This is a genomic window from Aureispira sp. CCB-QB1 (genome assembly GCF_000724545.1).
Taxonomy (GTDB): Bacteria; Bacteroidota; Bacteroidia; order Chitinophagales; family Saprospiraceae; genus Aureispira.
The window spans coordinates 98,258-114,210 of record NZ_JHBV01000030.1; the positions used below are offsets into that span (position 1 = coordinate 98,258).

Below are 15,953 nucleotides of genomic sequence, written 5' to 3' on the forward strand. Positions count from 1 at the left end.
CATAAATGTACTATTTTTTTTCTATATTTTAAGCATAGATTCTAAACTCGTTTTTTAGAAAATCACCGATCTTTATGACTTCATCTACCTCTAAATCAATTTTGTAAACTAATTCATCTAAAAACTGTTTATCTAAATGTTCAGATCTGCTATCTAGAAAAAATTATTGACTAATTTTATCATAATTTCACTTGGAGGCATCAAGTAGTAGTTCGTTGATTAGTTCGCTACGCTCATGAGGGCGCAAGCTTAGTTTTTTACTTTTTTACCAAAAAGACAAAAAAGCACATTTATATTAGCCTGATAATCAAATTTTTAACACAAAACACAACAAAGGAACAACTTACTGATTATCAAACTAATAAAGTTTTTCAACGAACTATTGATCAAGCATTCAACAATATAATGAATCATTTTCAAAACCGTCTTTCTCTTTTATTTTAAATTTAGTTTGACTTATTGTATTTTAGCTTAATCGTTTCTCATAAAAAATGATGACCTCGTGCATACACAAGAAGGAATAGGCTATATTTGAGAACTCCTAAAAAGACATTTCTTATAAAACTTAGTAGTTCGTTGATTTTTTACTTTTTTACCAAAAAGACAAAAAAGCACATTTATATTAGTTTGATAATCAATATTTTAACACAAAATGCAGTAGATCTGCAACTTATTGATTATCAAACTAATAAAGTTTTTCAACGAACTATTGAAAACTAATAAATCAATGTTTGGCAGCAAAAAAAGTATTACCGACCGCGTAAAAGAGTCCTTAACAGATTATCTAGACGATAAGTTTGAAGATTATCGTGGTCAAATTGCTTTAGATTTGGCGAGAGGTCTTGGCTCACTAGCTGGTTTGGTTGCGGTATGGAGTCTTGCCATTATTTCTGCAATGTTCCTTTCTATAGCCGTTGCTTTGTTATTAGGATGGTTGCTTTCTTTTTTCATGGCTTCTTTTGCATATACTTTAAGTTTTTTACTCATTGCTCTTGTTTTAATTGGGGCAGCTGCTTATATCATCAAACATCAAGAAAAATATATCATTACGCCTGTGTTTAATATTATGTCTAAATCATTGCGAACAAGTTTGGGGGTAGAAGAGGAAGAAATGCCTGAAGATCCCCACCCCAATGAAGATATTGATGCGCCTCCATTTAATGATAAAAACAAAGCTCCTCTTTCTATCAATGCCCCCATTAATCCTGACGATGACCTTTCTCCTGTGAAAACGAGTACGCCCCCACCGCCGCCTCAAAAGGAGCTATAAAATAGGATAAATCATTTATGTGTATTGCAATAGGATCGATTATTTTTGCCTCTCTCAAAAAATTTCGATGCAACATTAGTTAGCATGACGTGAAGTTCCTTAACTTTGTATTTTTAAGCTAGATTTGAGAAATAATATTGGTATTCATACTAGTATATACATTGTTGACACATAAGGTTGCAACAATAAAGTAGTTTCCCAATCGCTAACGACAATCAAAACATTTGCTCATATCATTAAGAATTGGGCAATCAATCAATTAGACATGAAGCGTAAGCCAAATAAAGAAGACAAACCTTTCAGCAAGTTTTACAAAAAAAAGCCTACTGATTATAATTTTGATGAGCCATCTTATTATGCCGATGCAGAAGAAAAACCTTCCAAGAAAAAACGAACTCCTCCTAAAACAGTAAAGAAGAAGTTTACACCCAAAGGCAAAGGAAATAAATTCTCAAAAAAAGAGGCTTCTCCAAAGACACACGAAGCACCTGTTGAGGAAAATATGCGCCTCAATAAATACATTGCACATGCTGGCATTTGCTCTCGAAGAAAAGCTAGTGAGTACATCAAACAAGGCTTGGTGACGGTCAATGACCTTGTGATAAAAGAAATGGGGTACAAAGTTCAAAAAGATGATGTGGTAAAATTTGAAGACAAGGTCATCCAGCCTACTAGAAATCACGTCTATATCTTGCTTAACAAGCCTAAAAATGTCATTACAACTCTGCAAGATGAAAATGGTAGAAAAACTGTTTTGGATTTTGTTTCAGATTTAACTCAAGAGCGTATTTATCCTGTTGGTCGTTTGGATCGAAACACTACGGGGCTACTTTTGTTAACCAATGACGGAGCCTTTGCTCAAAAATTATCTCATCCAAGTTTTGGGGTTTCAAAAGTATACAAAGCCAAACTGGATAAAGCGCTACATCCTGATGACTTGGAAAAAATTCGCAACACCTTGCAATTAGACGATGGTCCTGCGCCTGTCGATGCTATTGAATATGGAGAAAATAACAAAACCATTGGGATAGAAGTCCATATTGGTCGAAATCGTATTGTTCGCCGAATTTTTGAACACTTAGGATACGAAGTTGTAAAACTTGACCGAGTTCGTTATGCTTCATTAACCAAAAAGAATATTCCTGTTGGCAAATGTCGATTTTTGACAAAAAAAGAAGTCATCATCTTAAAACATCTTGCTTAGGCTCTTGTCATCCAATTTAATACTCTGTTGCTTTTTTAGTTTAATTATCAGCTTTCTAGCAGCAAGATCAACAAAAGCACATTTTACTAATAGACAAACAATACGTTTCTTAAGCAGAGTAATGCTAATTCGAATAACACTACTAAAAAAACATATATTATGAAACAAATCATCCAAACTAAAAATGCGCCTGCTCCTGTAGGTCCCTACAACCAAGCTGTTGTTGCCAATGGAATTTTGTATGTTTCTGGTCAAATTGCCATTAATCCAGAAACTGGAGAATTGGAATCTGGGGGCATAAAATCAGAAACCGAACGTGTCATGCAAAATCTTGCAGGCGTATTGGCTGAAGCTAATACAACTTTCGAGAATGTAATTAAGTGCACTATTTTTATGACGGATATGGGCAATTATGCTGCCATTAACGAAGTCTATTCTCGCTATTTTAATGACGATACAGCTCCCGCACGAGAAGCCGTAGAAGTCTCTAATTTGCCAAAATATGTCAACGTAGAGATCTCTTGTATCGCAACCGTTTAGGAACTTAATCAAATTATATTTTGCCCTTCAATTGGTATTATAAGCAGTAGACTAGGTAGGTTTGTCAAAAATCTTCTATCTTTGCCCGTGATTTAGACAACTAACTATTCACTTTTTCAAGTCATTTATCAATCATGATTATTGAAGATATTTTTGCAAGAGAAGTTTTAGACTCAAGAGGAAATCCTACTGTAGAAGTAGAAGTATATACCTCTAGTGGAATTATGGGTCGTGCGATTGTTCCTTCTGGAGCATCTACAGGAAAATATGAAGCTGTAGAACTTAGAGATGGAAATCAAGATCGTTACTTAGGAAAAGGCGTCATTGACGCTTGCATCAATGTAATGGAACACATTGCTCCTGAACTTATTGGTCACAGTGTTTTGGACCAAGGTATTATTGACCAAATCATGTTGGATTTGGATGGTACTCATAATAAAGAAAAATTAGGAGCAAATGCTATCTTAGCTATTTCTATGGCCGTAGCCAAAGCAGGAGCTCAAGAGGCTGGATTGCCTTTGTACCGTTATATTGGAGGTGTTGGTGCAACTACCTTACCTGTTCCAATGATGAATATTTTAAACGGAGGTTCTCATGCAGATAATTCTATTGACATTCAAGAATTTATGGTTATGCCTGTTGGAGCAGATACGTTTCACGAGGCATTGCGTATGGGGACAGAAATTTTCCATCACTTAAAGAAAGTACTAAAAAGTAAGAACCACTCTACCAACGTAGGAGATGAAGGTGGTTTCGCTCCAAATTTGGGCTCTAACGAAGAAGCCATCGAAACTATTTTAGTTGCTATCGAAAATGCAGGTTACAAAGCAGGAGAAGATGTCTTGATTGCTTTGGATGCAGCTGCTTCTGAGTTTTATAATGCAGAAGAAAAAGTATATCACTTCCATAAATCAGATGGCCGTAAGTTGACTTCGGGTGAAATGGTTGCTTTTTGGGAAGAATGGTGCAGCAAATATCCAATTGTTTCTATTGAAGATGGTCTAGACGAAGATGATTGGGAGGGCTGGAAATTGATGACTGAAAAACTAGGAAACAAAGTGCAAATTGTCGGAGACGATTTATTTGTAACCAATACAGAACGCTTGGCTAGAGGTATTGAAGAAAATACAGCTAATTCTATTTTGATCAAAGTGAATCAAATTGGAAGTATTACAGAAACCATTCAGGCAGTAAACATGGCACATAAATCCGCATATACTAGCGTCATGAGTCATCGTTCTGGAGAAACAGAAGATACAACGATAGCTGATTTGGCTGTTGCCTTAAATACAGGACAGATCAAAACAGGATCGGCTTCTCGCTCTGATAGAATTGCTAAATACAATCAACTACTCCGCATCGAAGAGGAGTTAGGAGATTCTGCTTACTATCCTGGTCGTTCAATTTTCAAGTTTTTAAGATAATTTGGGAATCTTGTATTCTTTATATAAAGATGGGGTGCCGCATAAAAATGTAGCACCCCGTTTTTTATTTTATTGCAAACACTTTTCTTGAATTATTTCCCAATTTAATATTTGAGTATTGGTCCATAATGTATCTAATATATTTTGAGTATTTAAGGATTTATGAGGAATATAAGCTAGAGAAAACACTGTTTCATTATCTGTGGGATTTGCCCAAATTAAATTCAATCCTCGGACAACTTGCTGTTGAGGTGGAATTAAAATCGTAATTGGAAAATTGGCAAAGCAAATAAAAGGCTGAATAGAAATATCTGTTGTTGAAACCATGAATTCAGCATCATATGAACAAGACATACTCCTTAATTTTATAGTATCCTTAGATTCATTATGAAAAACAACTTCGGTTTTTAATAGTAAACAGTCTTTAGGAAGAGTTGTTCTATTTTGCTTTTCATATGCTACGCATTCTACCCTAGAAGTAGTCATAAAAAAGTCGTCTTGTTTTATGATTTTATGTTCTTCTTCCCTTACTTCGCATCCAAGCAATAAGCAACTAATAAACAATGACACTCCAATCCATATCCATCTATTTTCTTTAAATAATCCTTTATTCATTCTTTTACTCATTGCTTCATAAAACATCAATTAATTTAATTAAGCTCGCCTTTATCTTGAATCTCAAGCTTTGCTACTAAAACCAAACAACATATCTCAAGAATAAATACAATAAAAATAACAGAGTAGCAACTAAAGTTAGTTTCATTGATCTAAACACTACTCATAATCTATCGCTGTTCTAGAAGCGGTTACCATTAACATTCCTTTACCGACTGTTTCGCAATCTAAATCAATTCCAATAACACCAAATCATCGAATCACGTGAATAGATTTTTTCCAAATCTTTGTTTTACTTTGAATCGACAGGAAATAAATTCCATTCTTATCAACATCTATTTCCCAAAAATAAGTTCCATATTGGTTTCCTAAGATAGCACGTTGCAACAACTGTCCTGTTGGACTATACAACTTTGCCTCAACTCGCTCATCTGTCCCCTCCTCAATTTCAATGCTTATGCTGCCTGTAGTTGGATTTGGATAAATCTGAATTGCCTCTTCTACTCTTTCCACACGCTTCGTATTTGAGAAAACAGAAAATGGCAAGCTACAATTGACATTGTTCTTAACCTCACACCAACGAGCAGTAAATTCTTGTAAATACAAATTAGCAATATCCGCATCATGAATAATTAAAGTATTCTCATCGTTACGTTCCTCCGCAGCTGTTGTCCAATTGTGAGAACCTGTAATAACCAAAGGGTCAGAATTTATATTACCTGCATCGACAACTGCATATTTGTGGTGCAACATCGTGCTATGGTTATCCGCCAATAAGTTAACCCCTTGCCCCGTCAACCAATTATATTCTGAACCAGGATCGTTGATATTTTCCATAATACCATGTTCCAAAGTTCCTGATTGATGTTCGTTGCGAATAGCTGTTCCCAGTTCATTTCTTGTATATGATAACAAGCAAAATTCAATGTCATTATCCGCAGAATAAAGACTGGATTCAATTTCGTTGGTTGTATTGTCAGAAGGTGAAAAGTAAGCCTCCACTAACCGACCACCAATATTAAATGTATGAGGCGTGTTATTCAATTTTTGAGCACCAACTTTTGAATTACTAGCGTTGTAACTTGCGGTATTACTCCCCCACATTTCTTCAAATTCTAAGATATAGGCTTGCGCCAATGCTTGGTCTTGAATCAAAACAGAATTATTATAATTGGTATACATATCTGTATACGTCCAATTACAGGATCCAGTCCAAACCCAAGAATTGTTAACACTATGGGCATCTATAACCATAAATTTATTGTGCATCAAATCGGCTGTATTGGCATAAAAAACAGGAAATGCAAGGGTAGAATTATTCAAAGCAGCATTGCTAGTAATTGCTCCACTATTGGCAATATAACGAACTTGCACCCCGTTGCTTTGTGCATTATTTAATGCTGTTACAATGGCACTTCTTGTATTATTATAGACAGCAATATCAATACTAGTTGTCGCCTGATTAATCCTACTAATAATTTCATTTTCAATATTACTTCCTCCTGAATTAATGTAAGGAATCGAACCATTGGAGTACAAAGGGTCAATACCTTGATTAAACATTACATGAATCACTCCTGTAGAATTAGACTGTGTACTGTAGTATCCTGTTGCTCCCCAAATTGTATCGGTTCCATTGGTTACAAATGGTCGAACATAATAAAAAGTAGCTGCCTGAAGATGGTGTAGTGTAACTTGATAATTAGATGCATTCTTGGTTGGGGATGCCTCTTGTACGCCTATCTCCAAATTAGGAGTTAAACCGTATTGCACAGCAGCTTTTCCTGCCCAACTACTTTCCCAACAAAGCTGAAAACTATTTTGTGTAATTTGCTTCTGTTGGATATGATTAATTTGTTTTTGAGCCAGTAATAAATTGGGAAGTGCAAAAATTAAAAGTAAAAATTGTTTCATTTTGTTCTGTTCAAATTAATTGTTAAAGTATCAATTACCTACCAAGTTCATGCTTTAGGAAGCTGAAACACGTAATATTTGTATTATTTTTGTTAGTAGTTAGCTACGCTGCTACTTCGTGGTCGTTGATTATTATTCGCTACGCTCATGAGAGCGCAAGGCTAGTTCCCTGCTGTCATGAGATTACTATCGCTTAGTTGTTTACTTTTTTAGCTCGCTGCGCTCGTGAGAGCGCAAGCTTAGTTAGCAAAAAGACAAAAAAGCACATTTAATATTAGCTTGATAATCAAAACCTTAACACAAAACGCAACAAAACCATAATTCGTTGATTGACAAAACAATAGAAATATTATCTACTTAAAGTTACATCAAGTAATTTTGAATCGTTATATAGGACAAGTATTTTATCTAAAAAAATAATCATGAAAACATCTTTCCTTTTCTTATTCTTCTCTCTTTTAGCCAGTTACAACTACGGGCAAGCTCTAACGACAGATTGGGTCACCTCTATTCCAGGAGATGCCTTTGAGCAAAATAGCAATATGGCACAGTCTCCTTGTGGTGACATTTATACCGTTGGCTTTTTTCAAGGCGCTTCATTTGGTTCGTTAAGTAGTGCTGGAATCGAAAAAGGCTTTATTTCTAAATACAATGAACAAGGGCAACTTCTGTGGTTAAAACAACTCGCTGGCAATAGCATTGATCGCATTAATAGTATTACTATTGGCAACGATAATGAAATCTATATTGTTGGAGAGTTTAGAGGTACTTTCCGATATAATAATGATAGTTTGGTTAGTTTTGACGAACTAGATGTTTTGATTGCAAAAATAGACAGTTCTGGAAATTTTCAATGGGCAACTAGCTTAACAGGATGGGGACAAGAAAGCGCCTACGATGTTTCTATATCTAACAATGGGCAACTTATCGTTACGGGATATTATGAAAATAATTTAACGATAGGTGCTTTTAGTCTGACAGCAAACAACTTAAGGGATATATTTATTGTATCCATTGATCAACAAGGTAATCCTGTTTGGTTAAAAACATTGAGTGGGCCGGGAATTGAGTATGGTCGATCTATTGCTATTGATAGTAGCAATAATATCTATGTTGCTGGAGCCTTTAGAGACGCCTTATACCCCAATAGCGCTACTACGGTTTATGGATTTGGAAGCTACGATGCTTTTTTAGCAAAATACGACGCTACAGGGCAATTCTTGTGGATCAAGGTAATGGGTGGTCCTAGTGTAGACGAAGGGTATTATGTTAACATTGACAGTAAGCAAAACCCTGTCCTTGTTGGCTGGTATGATCGCTCTATGCAAATTGATACGTTTATCTTAAATGGTGCAAAAGAAGAAGATGGATTTGCTGTAAAATTTTCACCCAACGGAGACTTAACATGGGCATTCCCATTGGCTGGGACATTTGATGAACGAGTGTATGCCGTTGACTTTGATTCAGATGATAATATCTATCTCTTGGGAACGGTCGATAGTTTGTTGGTGATAGGTGGGGATTCTTTAACCAATCGTCACTTAAATCGCCCCACAGATATATTTGTTATCAAAATAGATGAGAACTCAAATTACAAATGGGGGCAAACGTTAGGACATTACTACAACGACTTCTGTTTTGATTTAATCGTTCATGATCCGACTACAGTATACATCGTAGGAAGTTATCAAGACACCTCTATCTTTGTCAACGATACTTTAATAAGTCAAGAAGGATACGATGTATTTTTGGGTCGATTTAGTATGGACACAACCGTCTCTATCCATCAAATATCCAACAACTCTGATATCGCAACTATTAACCTCTATCCCAATCCCGCTGTTCAACTCCAAAGCACTTTAGAGTATACTCTAACTCAGTCTACCGATGTTATCATTAGTGTTTACGATCTTTTAGGACAAGAACTGCACAAAAAAATATTTAAAAACCAACCCGCAGGAGTTTATCACACTCCCATTCAGCTCCCGCAACAAGCTTCCTCTATTTACTTTGTTCGGATAGAAACCAAGTCTACGACTCAAGTATTAGAATTAGTTAGTCCTTAAAAACCAACTGAAATTAGAGCACGAAGTGCTGTTTAAAAAGCAAAAGAGGCGTTCGGAAATTTCTGAACGCCTCTTTTAGTTACTAAAAACAATTATTATTTAGAGATTACTAATTTCTCCGTTTTGATTAGCTTTCCACTATTATCAGTCATCACTACAAAATAAGTACTGTTTGACCAATTGTTGATCATAATTTCAAGACTTCCACTACCTTTGCTTTGTTCTTGGCTATAAACAGACTTACCATTTGCATCCAAGATAGCAATATTAACAGCTGTTGCCGATGTTTGATAACGCACTTGAACCAAAGAAGAAGCAGGGTTTGGATTTACAGACAAGATTGGACCTAAACCAGTAGCTGTTCCTAACGATACAGGGGCACGACCATCTACTCCTGATCCACATCCTTCCAAAACAAAGTTCTCTGCACAGTTTACACTACAACCATTCGCATCTGTTACATTGACAACATGCTGACCTGCATTTAAGTTTGTAAAGACACCTGTTGCATTAGACAAAGTCGTTGCTGTTGTAAAGTTAGCTAAATCGATAACATAAGGAAGTGTTCCTCCTGTTATATTCAAAACAGCAGTACCATCGTTTCCTGCACAAGTTTCATCAGAACTAGCAACTAAATTAACACTAACTGGATCAGGATCACTAACAGTTGCCGTTACGGTTACTTCACAGCCATTAGCATCTGTAATGGTAGCCGTATATACACCAGCGCAAAGATTAGCAATAGAAAGACCTATTTGACCATTGTTCCATACTACAGTGTAAGTGTTAGAACTATCTCCACTGATAGCTACAGTAGCTGTTCCGTTACAATCACCTTCACAAGAAGGACTAGTAGTAGTTGTTGTTGCTGTGAAACCAGGAACGCCAGGAATAACAATAGTTGTATCGTATAAACAATAGTTCATATCACAAACGCTGAAGGTATACGTACCTGCTGCTAAGTTGGTAAATGTTGGACTACTTTGTGATTGACCATTGATATAGTATAAGTAATTTCCATCACCACCTGTTGCAGAAATTGTAATACTACCATTTGCTAAGCCACAAGTTGCTGGTGTTACTGAAACCACTCCAATATTGATAGGATCTGGTTCGCCAACAGTTGCCGTAGCCGTAGCACTACAACCATTTGCGTCCATTACAATAGTATTATATGTCCCGACACCTAGATTGGCAAAAACACCTGAGCTTTGGAAATTAACACCATCTATAGAATATAAATAGGGTGCGGTACCTCCTGTTGCTGTTACAGTAACAGAACCTCCACTATTAGTAGAGTCCATTACATTAGTAGAATTAGATGGACAAGGCACATCTTGACCTGCTGCCGTTGCAGATAAAGGCACTACATTTCCTCCAATAACAAACGTATGTCCAGAACAAGCAGGAGTACAACCATTTGCATCTTCTACCCACACACTATAAGATCCTGGTGTTAACGTATTAAAAATACCTGTTGTATTGGAGAAAAATTCACCTGTTGTCCAATTTACCAATTGATAGTTATAAGGAGCAACACCATTACTTGCAACCAATACAGCACCACCATCATTACTAGAACATGTAACATCATTGGTTGATACAATATTAACATCAATACTATCACAAGGAACAGAGTTATCTTGAACAGAAATTGTAAAAGTGTATATATTTTGACCTACTATCGGGCAATAATCATCGGATACAGTCACTGTAAAAGTATGTATGCCTACATCGCTTGAAGATGGCGTCCAACAGAATGTTCCTGTAGCATGAGGCGTTCCTCCTGTTGTAAAAATAGCTCCAGCAATGCCATTATTCCAAGATAAAGATGTTGTCTGTCCTCTATCTGGATCAGTTGAAAATACATCAAAACACAATTGAGTTCCAACAGTAGCTGTTGTCGAAAAGTCAGTTGTATTGTTAATTCCACTTAATGTAGGAACATTATTAGAACAAGGAACAGCTGTAAATTGAATATCGCGGATAATTTCTCCAATAAAAACACCATTTCTATATTCCTTTACAGACACACAGAAAACACCAACTTGAGCAACATCTGGTGTAAATGAAATAGCTCCAGTAGCAGGATCAATCGTTACGCCATTAGTAGTACTTAATGGAGCTGTTGCACTATATCCAGCAGCATAACCAACTGTCGTACTAGAATCGTCCATGCAATCCACTAATGAATAGACTAAATCATCTCCATCAGCATCTGACGCTCCATGATTGTAAAAAACAGGTTGACCAACACAGCCAAAAGGCACTGGGTCATTTGTAAATATAGGTGAGTTGTTGCACAAAGCAGGGTCTACGATTTCTGTTTCCACATAAATACGCTCACCACTTGGTGAATTCAATGTTGTAATGGCATTGTTTCTACAGCAATTAGAGTAGCTCAAAGTCACATTACTACACCCTGCAGGCAGAGTAAGGATTCCTTGAAATTTATACTCTTCAATTCCATAAACACCATTGCCTCCATTACAAGCTGTTCCAACAATACCTGGACAAGACGGTGTAATTTCTTGCATGCTAACTTGAGACAATCTCACCGATCCAGAACCACAAACAGCGGCCCAGTTGACATTCGTTGTTTGAGGTACTCCAATACCATTACAGTCTCGATAAAAAGTCAAATTAATTTCATATTGATTGTTACCCACGCAACGATAAGTAAGGTCTAGTCCCATGGAGTGAGAGGCACTAGCTTCTGAAGAAAAGAACAGTAGAGTTCCTAAGCAACAGATTAATTGCAAAAACTTTGAAGTTGATTTAAACATAAACGATTACTTTAAAAGGTTCTAAATTTTGTTTTAAAAGTGCGATTAAATATATCATATTGATAATGACACTCTAATAACGTGTCATTTTTCAAAAATGTGCCAGCAAAGATATAAATTTATTTATTTTTTCTTAGTAATTGCTAAGCTTCTTTTCAGCTATTCAAATGTATAAAAAAACTTAATAAGAAAAGAATACAAAACAGCTTCAACATAGATTAAAACAAATACAATAACAAATGATTATCAATTAATTAAAAACAATTTCATAGACAATCAAAACGTTATTTTTTTTTAAATATTTATCCAAAAGTTCATAAATGAAAAAACAAATAAAAGATGATTTCAATTATCATTTTTAGCGAAAAATTATATTATTTTTTTCCTCTAAAACTGGTTCTATTTTCTATTTTGAAGTCCTAAATTTAAGTCTCAGAAATGCCTCAATGCTTGACTATATGCTTGTTTCACGTCAAGTATCCTCCTATTAATTTTTCTTTATTTTAAAACATTTTCTCAGCCCTAATTTCACTTATAATTGCTACAACTTTGTCTAAAAAATTTGATAATTAAAGTGCTGGAAAGAAAATTGTCAACGACTAAATTTTATTGCAAATGGCTTGTCTGAAACATTAGGCTAAAAGAAAAATTGAAACAAATAGGCTTGACAGTCCCCCCTGTTATGCGTGAGCTTGCATCCCAGTTTTTTAGTTTGAGCAAACTATGAAATAACTGCCTCTAAATTCTTGTGCTGGTTAAACTATATTCAACACCAAATCCCGTCATCCTCAACTCAATGACGTTGTTTAAATTTACGTTTTTCAATCCCTTTATATAATAATAGAAAATAGCCCAGAGTAGGTTGCTCTGAGCTATTTGATTTTCGTAAGTTTGGTAAATACTCATCGAAAGTTGGTTATGTTTGTTCGTTACTGTTATAAACGCAATTGATATGCCAAATAGTTTAAAACGATACGTTAAGAATTACTTAAAAAATAAATTGATTCGATTCATTTAATAGTTCAAACAAACTTTCTCGCTCATTTTCCTCTCGAATTATCAGGCAAAAAACTCCCAAATTCTTCAACAAAACGGTTCAACAAGACTTAATCCTTATTTTTGTTTAACTTTTTAACTAAAAAATTAAACACAACATAACTAAATAAAAACCAACACTTTAAAGCAAAAATAATTGTACCTACATTTAATTTTGTTTAAGTTTTTTGCAAATTACTTTACACAAAACTTGTTTTCTGTTTAACTTTGAGTTATATTTGTTTCAACAAACAAAGGGTGATATTACTCAGAACAAAAAAATAATACATTATGTCAGCGATCAATTTCACACAAGAAATCTCTAATCTAGAAGGTGTATTAAATAATTTTGCATTTAAACTTACCAGAAATAGAGAAGACTCAAAAGATCTTTATCAAGAAACGGCATATAGAGCTTTAGTTAATCAAGATAAATTTCGAGTAGGAACTAATCTTAAAGCATGGTTATTTACAATGATGCGTAATATCTTTATCAATAACTATCGAAAAAAGATCAAAAGAAATACTATCCTTGATTCTACTGACAATCAATTTTTCTTGAACTCTGGTGGACCAGCCATCTTAAATGGTGCTCATTCTTCTATGATGATGGATGAATTAGAAGAGTTGGTCGATGAGCTACATGATAGTACTCGCATTCCTTTTATGATGCATTATTATGGTTACAAATATCAAGAGATTGCTGAACAATTAGATCTACCTTTGGGTACAATAAAAAGTCGCATTTTCTTTGCTCGCAAGGAACTAAAAGGGGCTGTCTTATCTAACTACAAAAACGTTTTGAGCAGAACGGCTTAATTGAGAATAAAAACACTTTAATACAAGTATTAGTTTGCTTAAACTACGTCGTAACAAGCGAAAATCAAGCGAATAACCGATAAATATAATAGCGTTTTCAACAAATGTTGAAAGCGCTTTTTTTATAAAAAAAACTATTTATGGGAACCTTATTTTTAATCTTTTGTTCTTCTTATCAAATCCAAATTATATTGGTATACTCAATCCAAATAAACATAAGTACTTAATAGTAGTAGTTAGTTATCTTGTTAACCATTACCATTTTAAAAAATTATAAAAACACTGTCGAAAAACTAGTATCTAGTTTGGGTTTCTATACTCCTTGATTCAAAGTAATTCCTGCTTGTTGTTTATTGTGAATCAAGCTGTTTTAGTTCAATCTATTGAATCTTAAATGGCGCTCTATCTTCACAGAACACCTTTGCCTATATGCATTAGAAATATGTTTAAATATTAGCTTCTGCAAAATTTGTTTTTTGTTTAACTTTAAAGTATCTTTATTTAAACACAAAAATTAATCCGCCAATTAAAGCAAAACTTACAATTATGACTACTATCGATTTTAACGAGGAACTTTCTAAGTTAGAAGAAGCTCTTAGTAAATTCGCATATAAGTTGACCAAAAATAAGGATGATGCCAAAGATTTATATCAAGAAACGGCTTATCGAGCGTTGACCAATCAAAATAAATTTCGTGTAGGCACAAATCTAAAAGCCTGGTTATTTACGATGATGCGAAATATTTTTATCAATAACTATCGAAAGAAAGTAAAAAGAAATACAATTCTAGACTCTACCGACGACCGTTTTCACCTCAACTCTAGCGGTCCTGCTATTGTGAATGATGCCGATTCATCTATTATGATGAAAGAGCTACAAAATTTAATGGACAAATTGGAAGATCATATCCGAGTTCCTTTCTTGATGTATTACTATGGATACAAATACCAAGAAATTGCCGAGCAATTAGATGTTCCTTTAGGCACTGTTAAAAGCCGTATCTTTTTTGCGCGTCAAGAATTAAAAGATGCTATCTTAAAGAATTACAAAGAAGTTTTAAATAGAACTAGAACTGCTTAATCTCCTGCTCCCTAAAAATGTAAATTTGTCTATAATTGGAACAACTGGCTGTCTCATATTGAGGCAGCCAGTTGTGTTTATAACCTTCCTCTCCTTCAGCAAAACTATATTAGACTTAAGCTCAAAAGCTCCCCAAAAACGCCTATTTCAAAGCTCTATTTTTGTTTAACTTTTATTTAACCATGCTTAAAACTTCATCATAAAAACCTAAAAAACAAACCTTTAAAACATAAATAGATGTATAGACATTAATTGTTGATAAATCTATTTTTGCTAAAAACTTGCTTTTCGTGAAATGGTACATTACCTTTATTCCAACAAACGAAACAACCTATTTTTATATAGTCAAAGAATACATTATGTCAACAATAAATTTTAGCAGAGAGATTTCAAATCTAGATAGCGCCTTAAGCAATTTTGCCTATAAATTGACTCAAAATAAAGAAGATTCCAAAGACTTGTGCCAAGAAACTACTTATAGAGCCTTGGTTAATCAAAGCAAGTTTCAGGTAGGTACGAACCTAAAAGCATGGTTATTTACGATGATGCGCAATATTTTTATTAATAATTACCGCAAGAAGATAAAACGCAATACTATTTTAGATTCTACCGATAACCAATTTTATTTGAATTCTGGAGGACCTACCATTCTTAATGATGCAAACTCTTCTATTATGATGAACGAACTACAAGAATTGGTCAACAAGTTAGATGACAAAACTAGAGTTCCATTTATGATGCATCATTATGGATACAAATACCAAGAGATTGCGGAGCAATTAGATGTTCCATTGGGAACCATCAAAAGTCGCATTCATTTTGCTCGCAAAGAGTTAAGGAATGCTGTCAAAAACAACTATAAAATGTTCCAATTTTAAATAATCATTAGAATTAAAAATGCAGGCTATTTCAACGATGTTTGGAATAGCCTTTTTTGTTTTTTATCCACCTTTTTGTTCTAGTTTTTTCATCTCATTTTTTGTTAAACAAAAACGTTAAACAAAAAAAATTGCTTCCCCCTAAAAAAAGCCCACACAGCACCTAACAAACTAACAATCAAAACATTTAACATGTTTTAACAAAAGTTACCGTTTAACATGTTTCACAAAAAAGTTCCACAAAACTTGATTTTTGTGGAACTTTTCTATAGCTTTGTATTAACAACAAACGGAAATCACATTAGTTAACACTCAAAAAAAT

Annotated in this window: 11 protein-coding genes; 8 read left to right on the plus strand and 3 right to left on the minus strand. The window is 34.5% G+C overall.

Annotation, left to right across the window (positions count from 1 at the left end):
- Nucleotides 1-727: 727 nt before the first annotated feature.
- From CG11_RS14930 to eno, 4 genes are all read left to right on the plus strand, one after another.
- A complete protein-coding gene (locus CG11_RS14930) occupies nt 728-1,270 on the plus strand; it encodes a phage holin family protein (RefSeq protein ID WP_052597587.1) in 543 nt (180 codons plus the stop codon).
- A 265-nt stretch (nt 1,271-1,535) separates the two neighbouring features.
- Nucleotides 1,536-2,474, plus strand: coding sequence for a pseudouridine synthase (locus tag CG11_RS14935; RefSeq protein WP_081909565.1), 939 nt, complete (start codon nt 1,536-1,538; stop codon nt 2,472-2,474).
- Nucleotides 2,475-2,633: 159 nt separating this feature from the next.
- Nucleotides 2,634-3,014 carry a Rid family detoxifying hydrolase gene (locus CG11_RS14940; RefSeq protein ID WP_052597588.1) on the plus strand — a complete coding sequence of 127 codons (381 nt, stop codon included), beginning with the start codon at nt 2,634-2,636 and terminating at the stop codon, nt 3,012-3,014.
- Nucleotides 3,015-3,145: 131 nt separating this feature from the next.
- Complete coding sequence (gene eno / locus CG11_RS14945; protein ID WP_197043866.1) at nt 3,146-4,438, plus strand: phosphopyruvate hydratase; 1,293 nt, start codon at nt 3,146-3,148, stop codon at nt 4,436-4,438.
- A gap of 69 nt (nt 4,439-4,507) precedes the next feature.
- Here eno and CG11_RS14950 read toward each other — a convergent pair whose 3' ends face one another.
- Nucleotides 4,508-5,053, minus strand: a complete 546-nt coding sequence (locus CG11_RS14950) for a hypothetical protein (RefSeq protein WP_156039787.1) — start codon at nt 5,051-5,053, stop codon at nt 4,508-4,510.
- Between the two features lie 252 nt (nt 5,054-5,305).
- Nucleotides 5,306-6,967 carry a phospholipase D-like domain-containing protein gene (locus CG11_RS14955; protein ID WP_052597591.1) on the minus strand — a complete coding sequence of 554 codons (1,662 nt, stop codon included), beginning with the start codon at nt 6,965-6,967 and terminating at the stop codon, nt 5,306-5,308.
- A 422-nt stretch (nt 6,968-7,389) separates the two neighbouring features.
- Between CG11_RS14955 and CG11_RS14960 the strand changes: the two genes are divergently transcribed.
- A complete protein-coding gene (locus CG11_RS14960; protein WP_052597592.1) occupies nt 7,390-9,033 on the plus strand; it encodes a T9SS type A sorting domain-containing protein in 1,644 nt (547 codons plus the stop codon).
- A 95-nt stretch (nt 9,034-9,128) separates the two neighbouring features.
- Here the strand turns inward: CG11_RS14960 and CG11_RS14965 are convergent, their stop codons facing one another.
- A complete protein-coding gene (locus CG11_RS14965) occupies nt 9,129-11,819 on the minus strand; it encodes a T9SS type A sorting domain-containing protein (protein WP_052597593.1) in 2,691 nt (896 codons plus the stop codon).
- A gap of 1,326 nt (nt 11,820-13,145) precedes the next feature.
- Between CG11_RS14965 and CG11_RS14970 the strand changes: the two genes are divergently transcribed.
- From CG11_RS14970 to CG11_RS14980, 3 genes are all read left to right on the plus strand, one after another.
- Nucleotides 13,146-13,673, plus strand: a complete 528-nt coding sequence (locus tag CG11_RS14970; RefSeq protein ID WP_052597594.1) for an RNA polymerase sigma factor — start codon at nt 13,146-13,148, stop codon at nt 13,671-13,673.
- A 546-nt stretch (nt 13,674-14,219) separates the two neighbouring features.
- The gene (locus CG11_RS14975) at nt 14,220-14,753 is read left to right on the plus strand and encodes an RNA polymerase sigma factor (protein WP_052597595.1); all 534 of its coding nucleotides are present in this window, start codon (nt 14,220-14,222) and stop codon (nt 14,751-14,753) included.
- 290 nt (nt 14,754-15,043) lie between these two features.
- Nucleotides 15,044-15,631: an RNA polymerase sigma factor gene (locus CG11_RS14980; protein ID WP_231512804.1), complete on the plus strand. Its 588-nt coding sequence runs from the start codon at nt 15,044-15,046 to the stop codon at nt 15,629-15,631.
- Nucleotides 15,632-15,953: the final 322 nt, after the last annotated feature.

Coding starts and splice junctions, on each gene's coding strand:
- CG11_RS14960 (WP_052597592.1), top strand. CDS start 7,390: ATGAAAACATCTTTCCTTTTCTTATTCTTCTCTCTTTTAGCCAGTTAC.
- CG11_RS14930 (WP_052597587.1), top strand. CDS start 728: ATGTTTGGCAGCAAAAAAAGTATTACCGACCGCGTAAAAGAGTCCTTA.
- CG11_RS14955 (WP_052597591.1), bottom strand. CDS start 6,967: ATGAAACAATTTTTACTTTTAATTTTTGCACTTCCCAATTTATTACTG.
- CG11_RS14935 (WP_081909565.1), top strand. CDS start 1,536: ATGAAGCGTAAGCCAAATAAAGAAGACAAACCTTTCAGCAAGTTTTAC.
- CG11_RS14965 (WP_052597593.1), bottom strand. CDS start 11,819: ATGTTTAAATCAACTTCAAAGTTTTTGCAATTAATCTGTTGCTTAGGA.
- CG11_RS14950 (WP_156039787.1), bottom strand. CDS start 5,053: ATGAATAAAGGATTATTTAAAGAAAATAGATGGATATGGATTGGAGTG.
- CG11_RS14940 (WP_052597588.1), top strand. CDS start 2,634: ATGAAACAAATCATCCAAACTAAAAATGCGCCTGCTCCTGTAGGTCCC.
- CG11_RS14975 (WP_052597595.1), top strand. CDS start 14,220: ATGACTACTATCGATTTTAACGAGGAACTTTCTAAGTTAGAAGAAGCT.
- CG11_RS14970 (WP_052597594.1), top strand. CDS start 13,146: ATGTCAGCGATCAATTTCACACAAGAAATCTCTAATCTAGAAGGTGTA.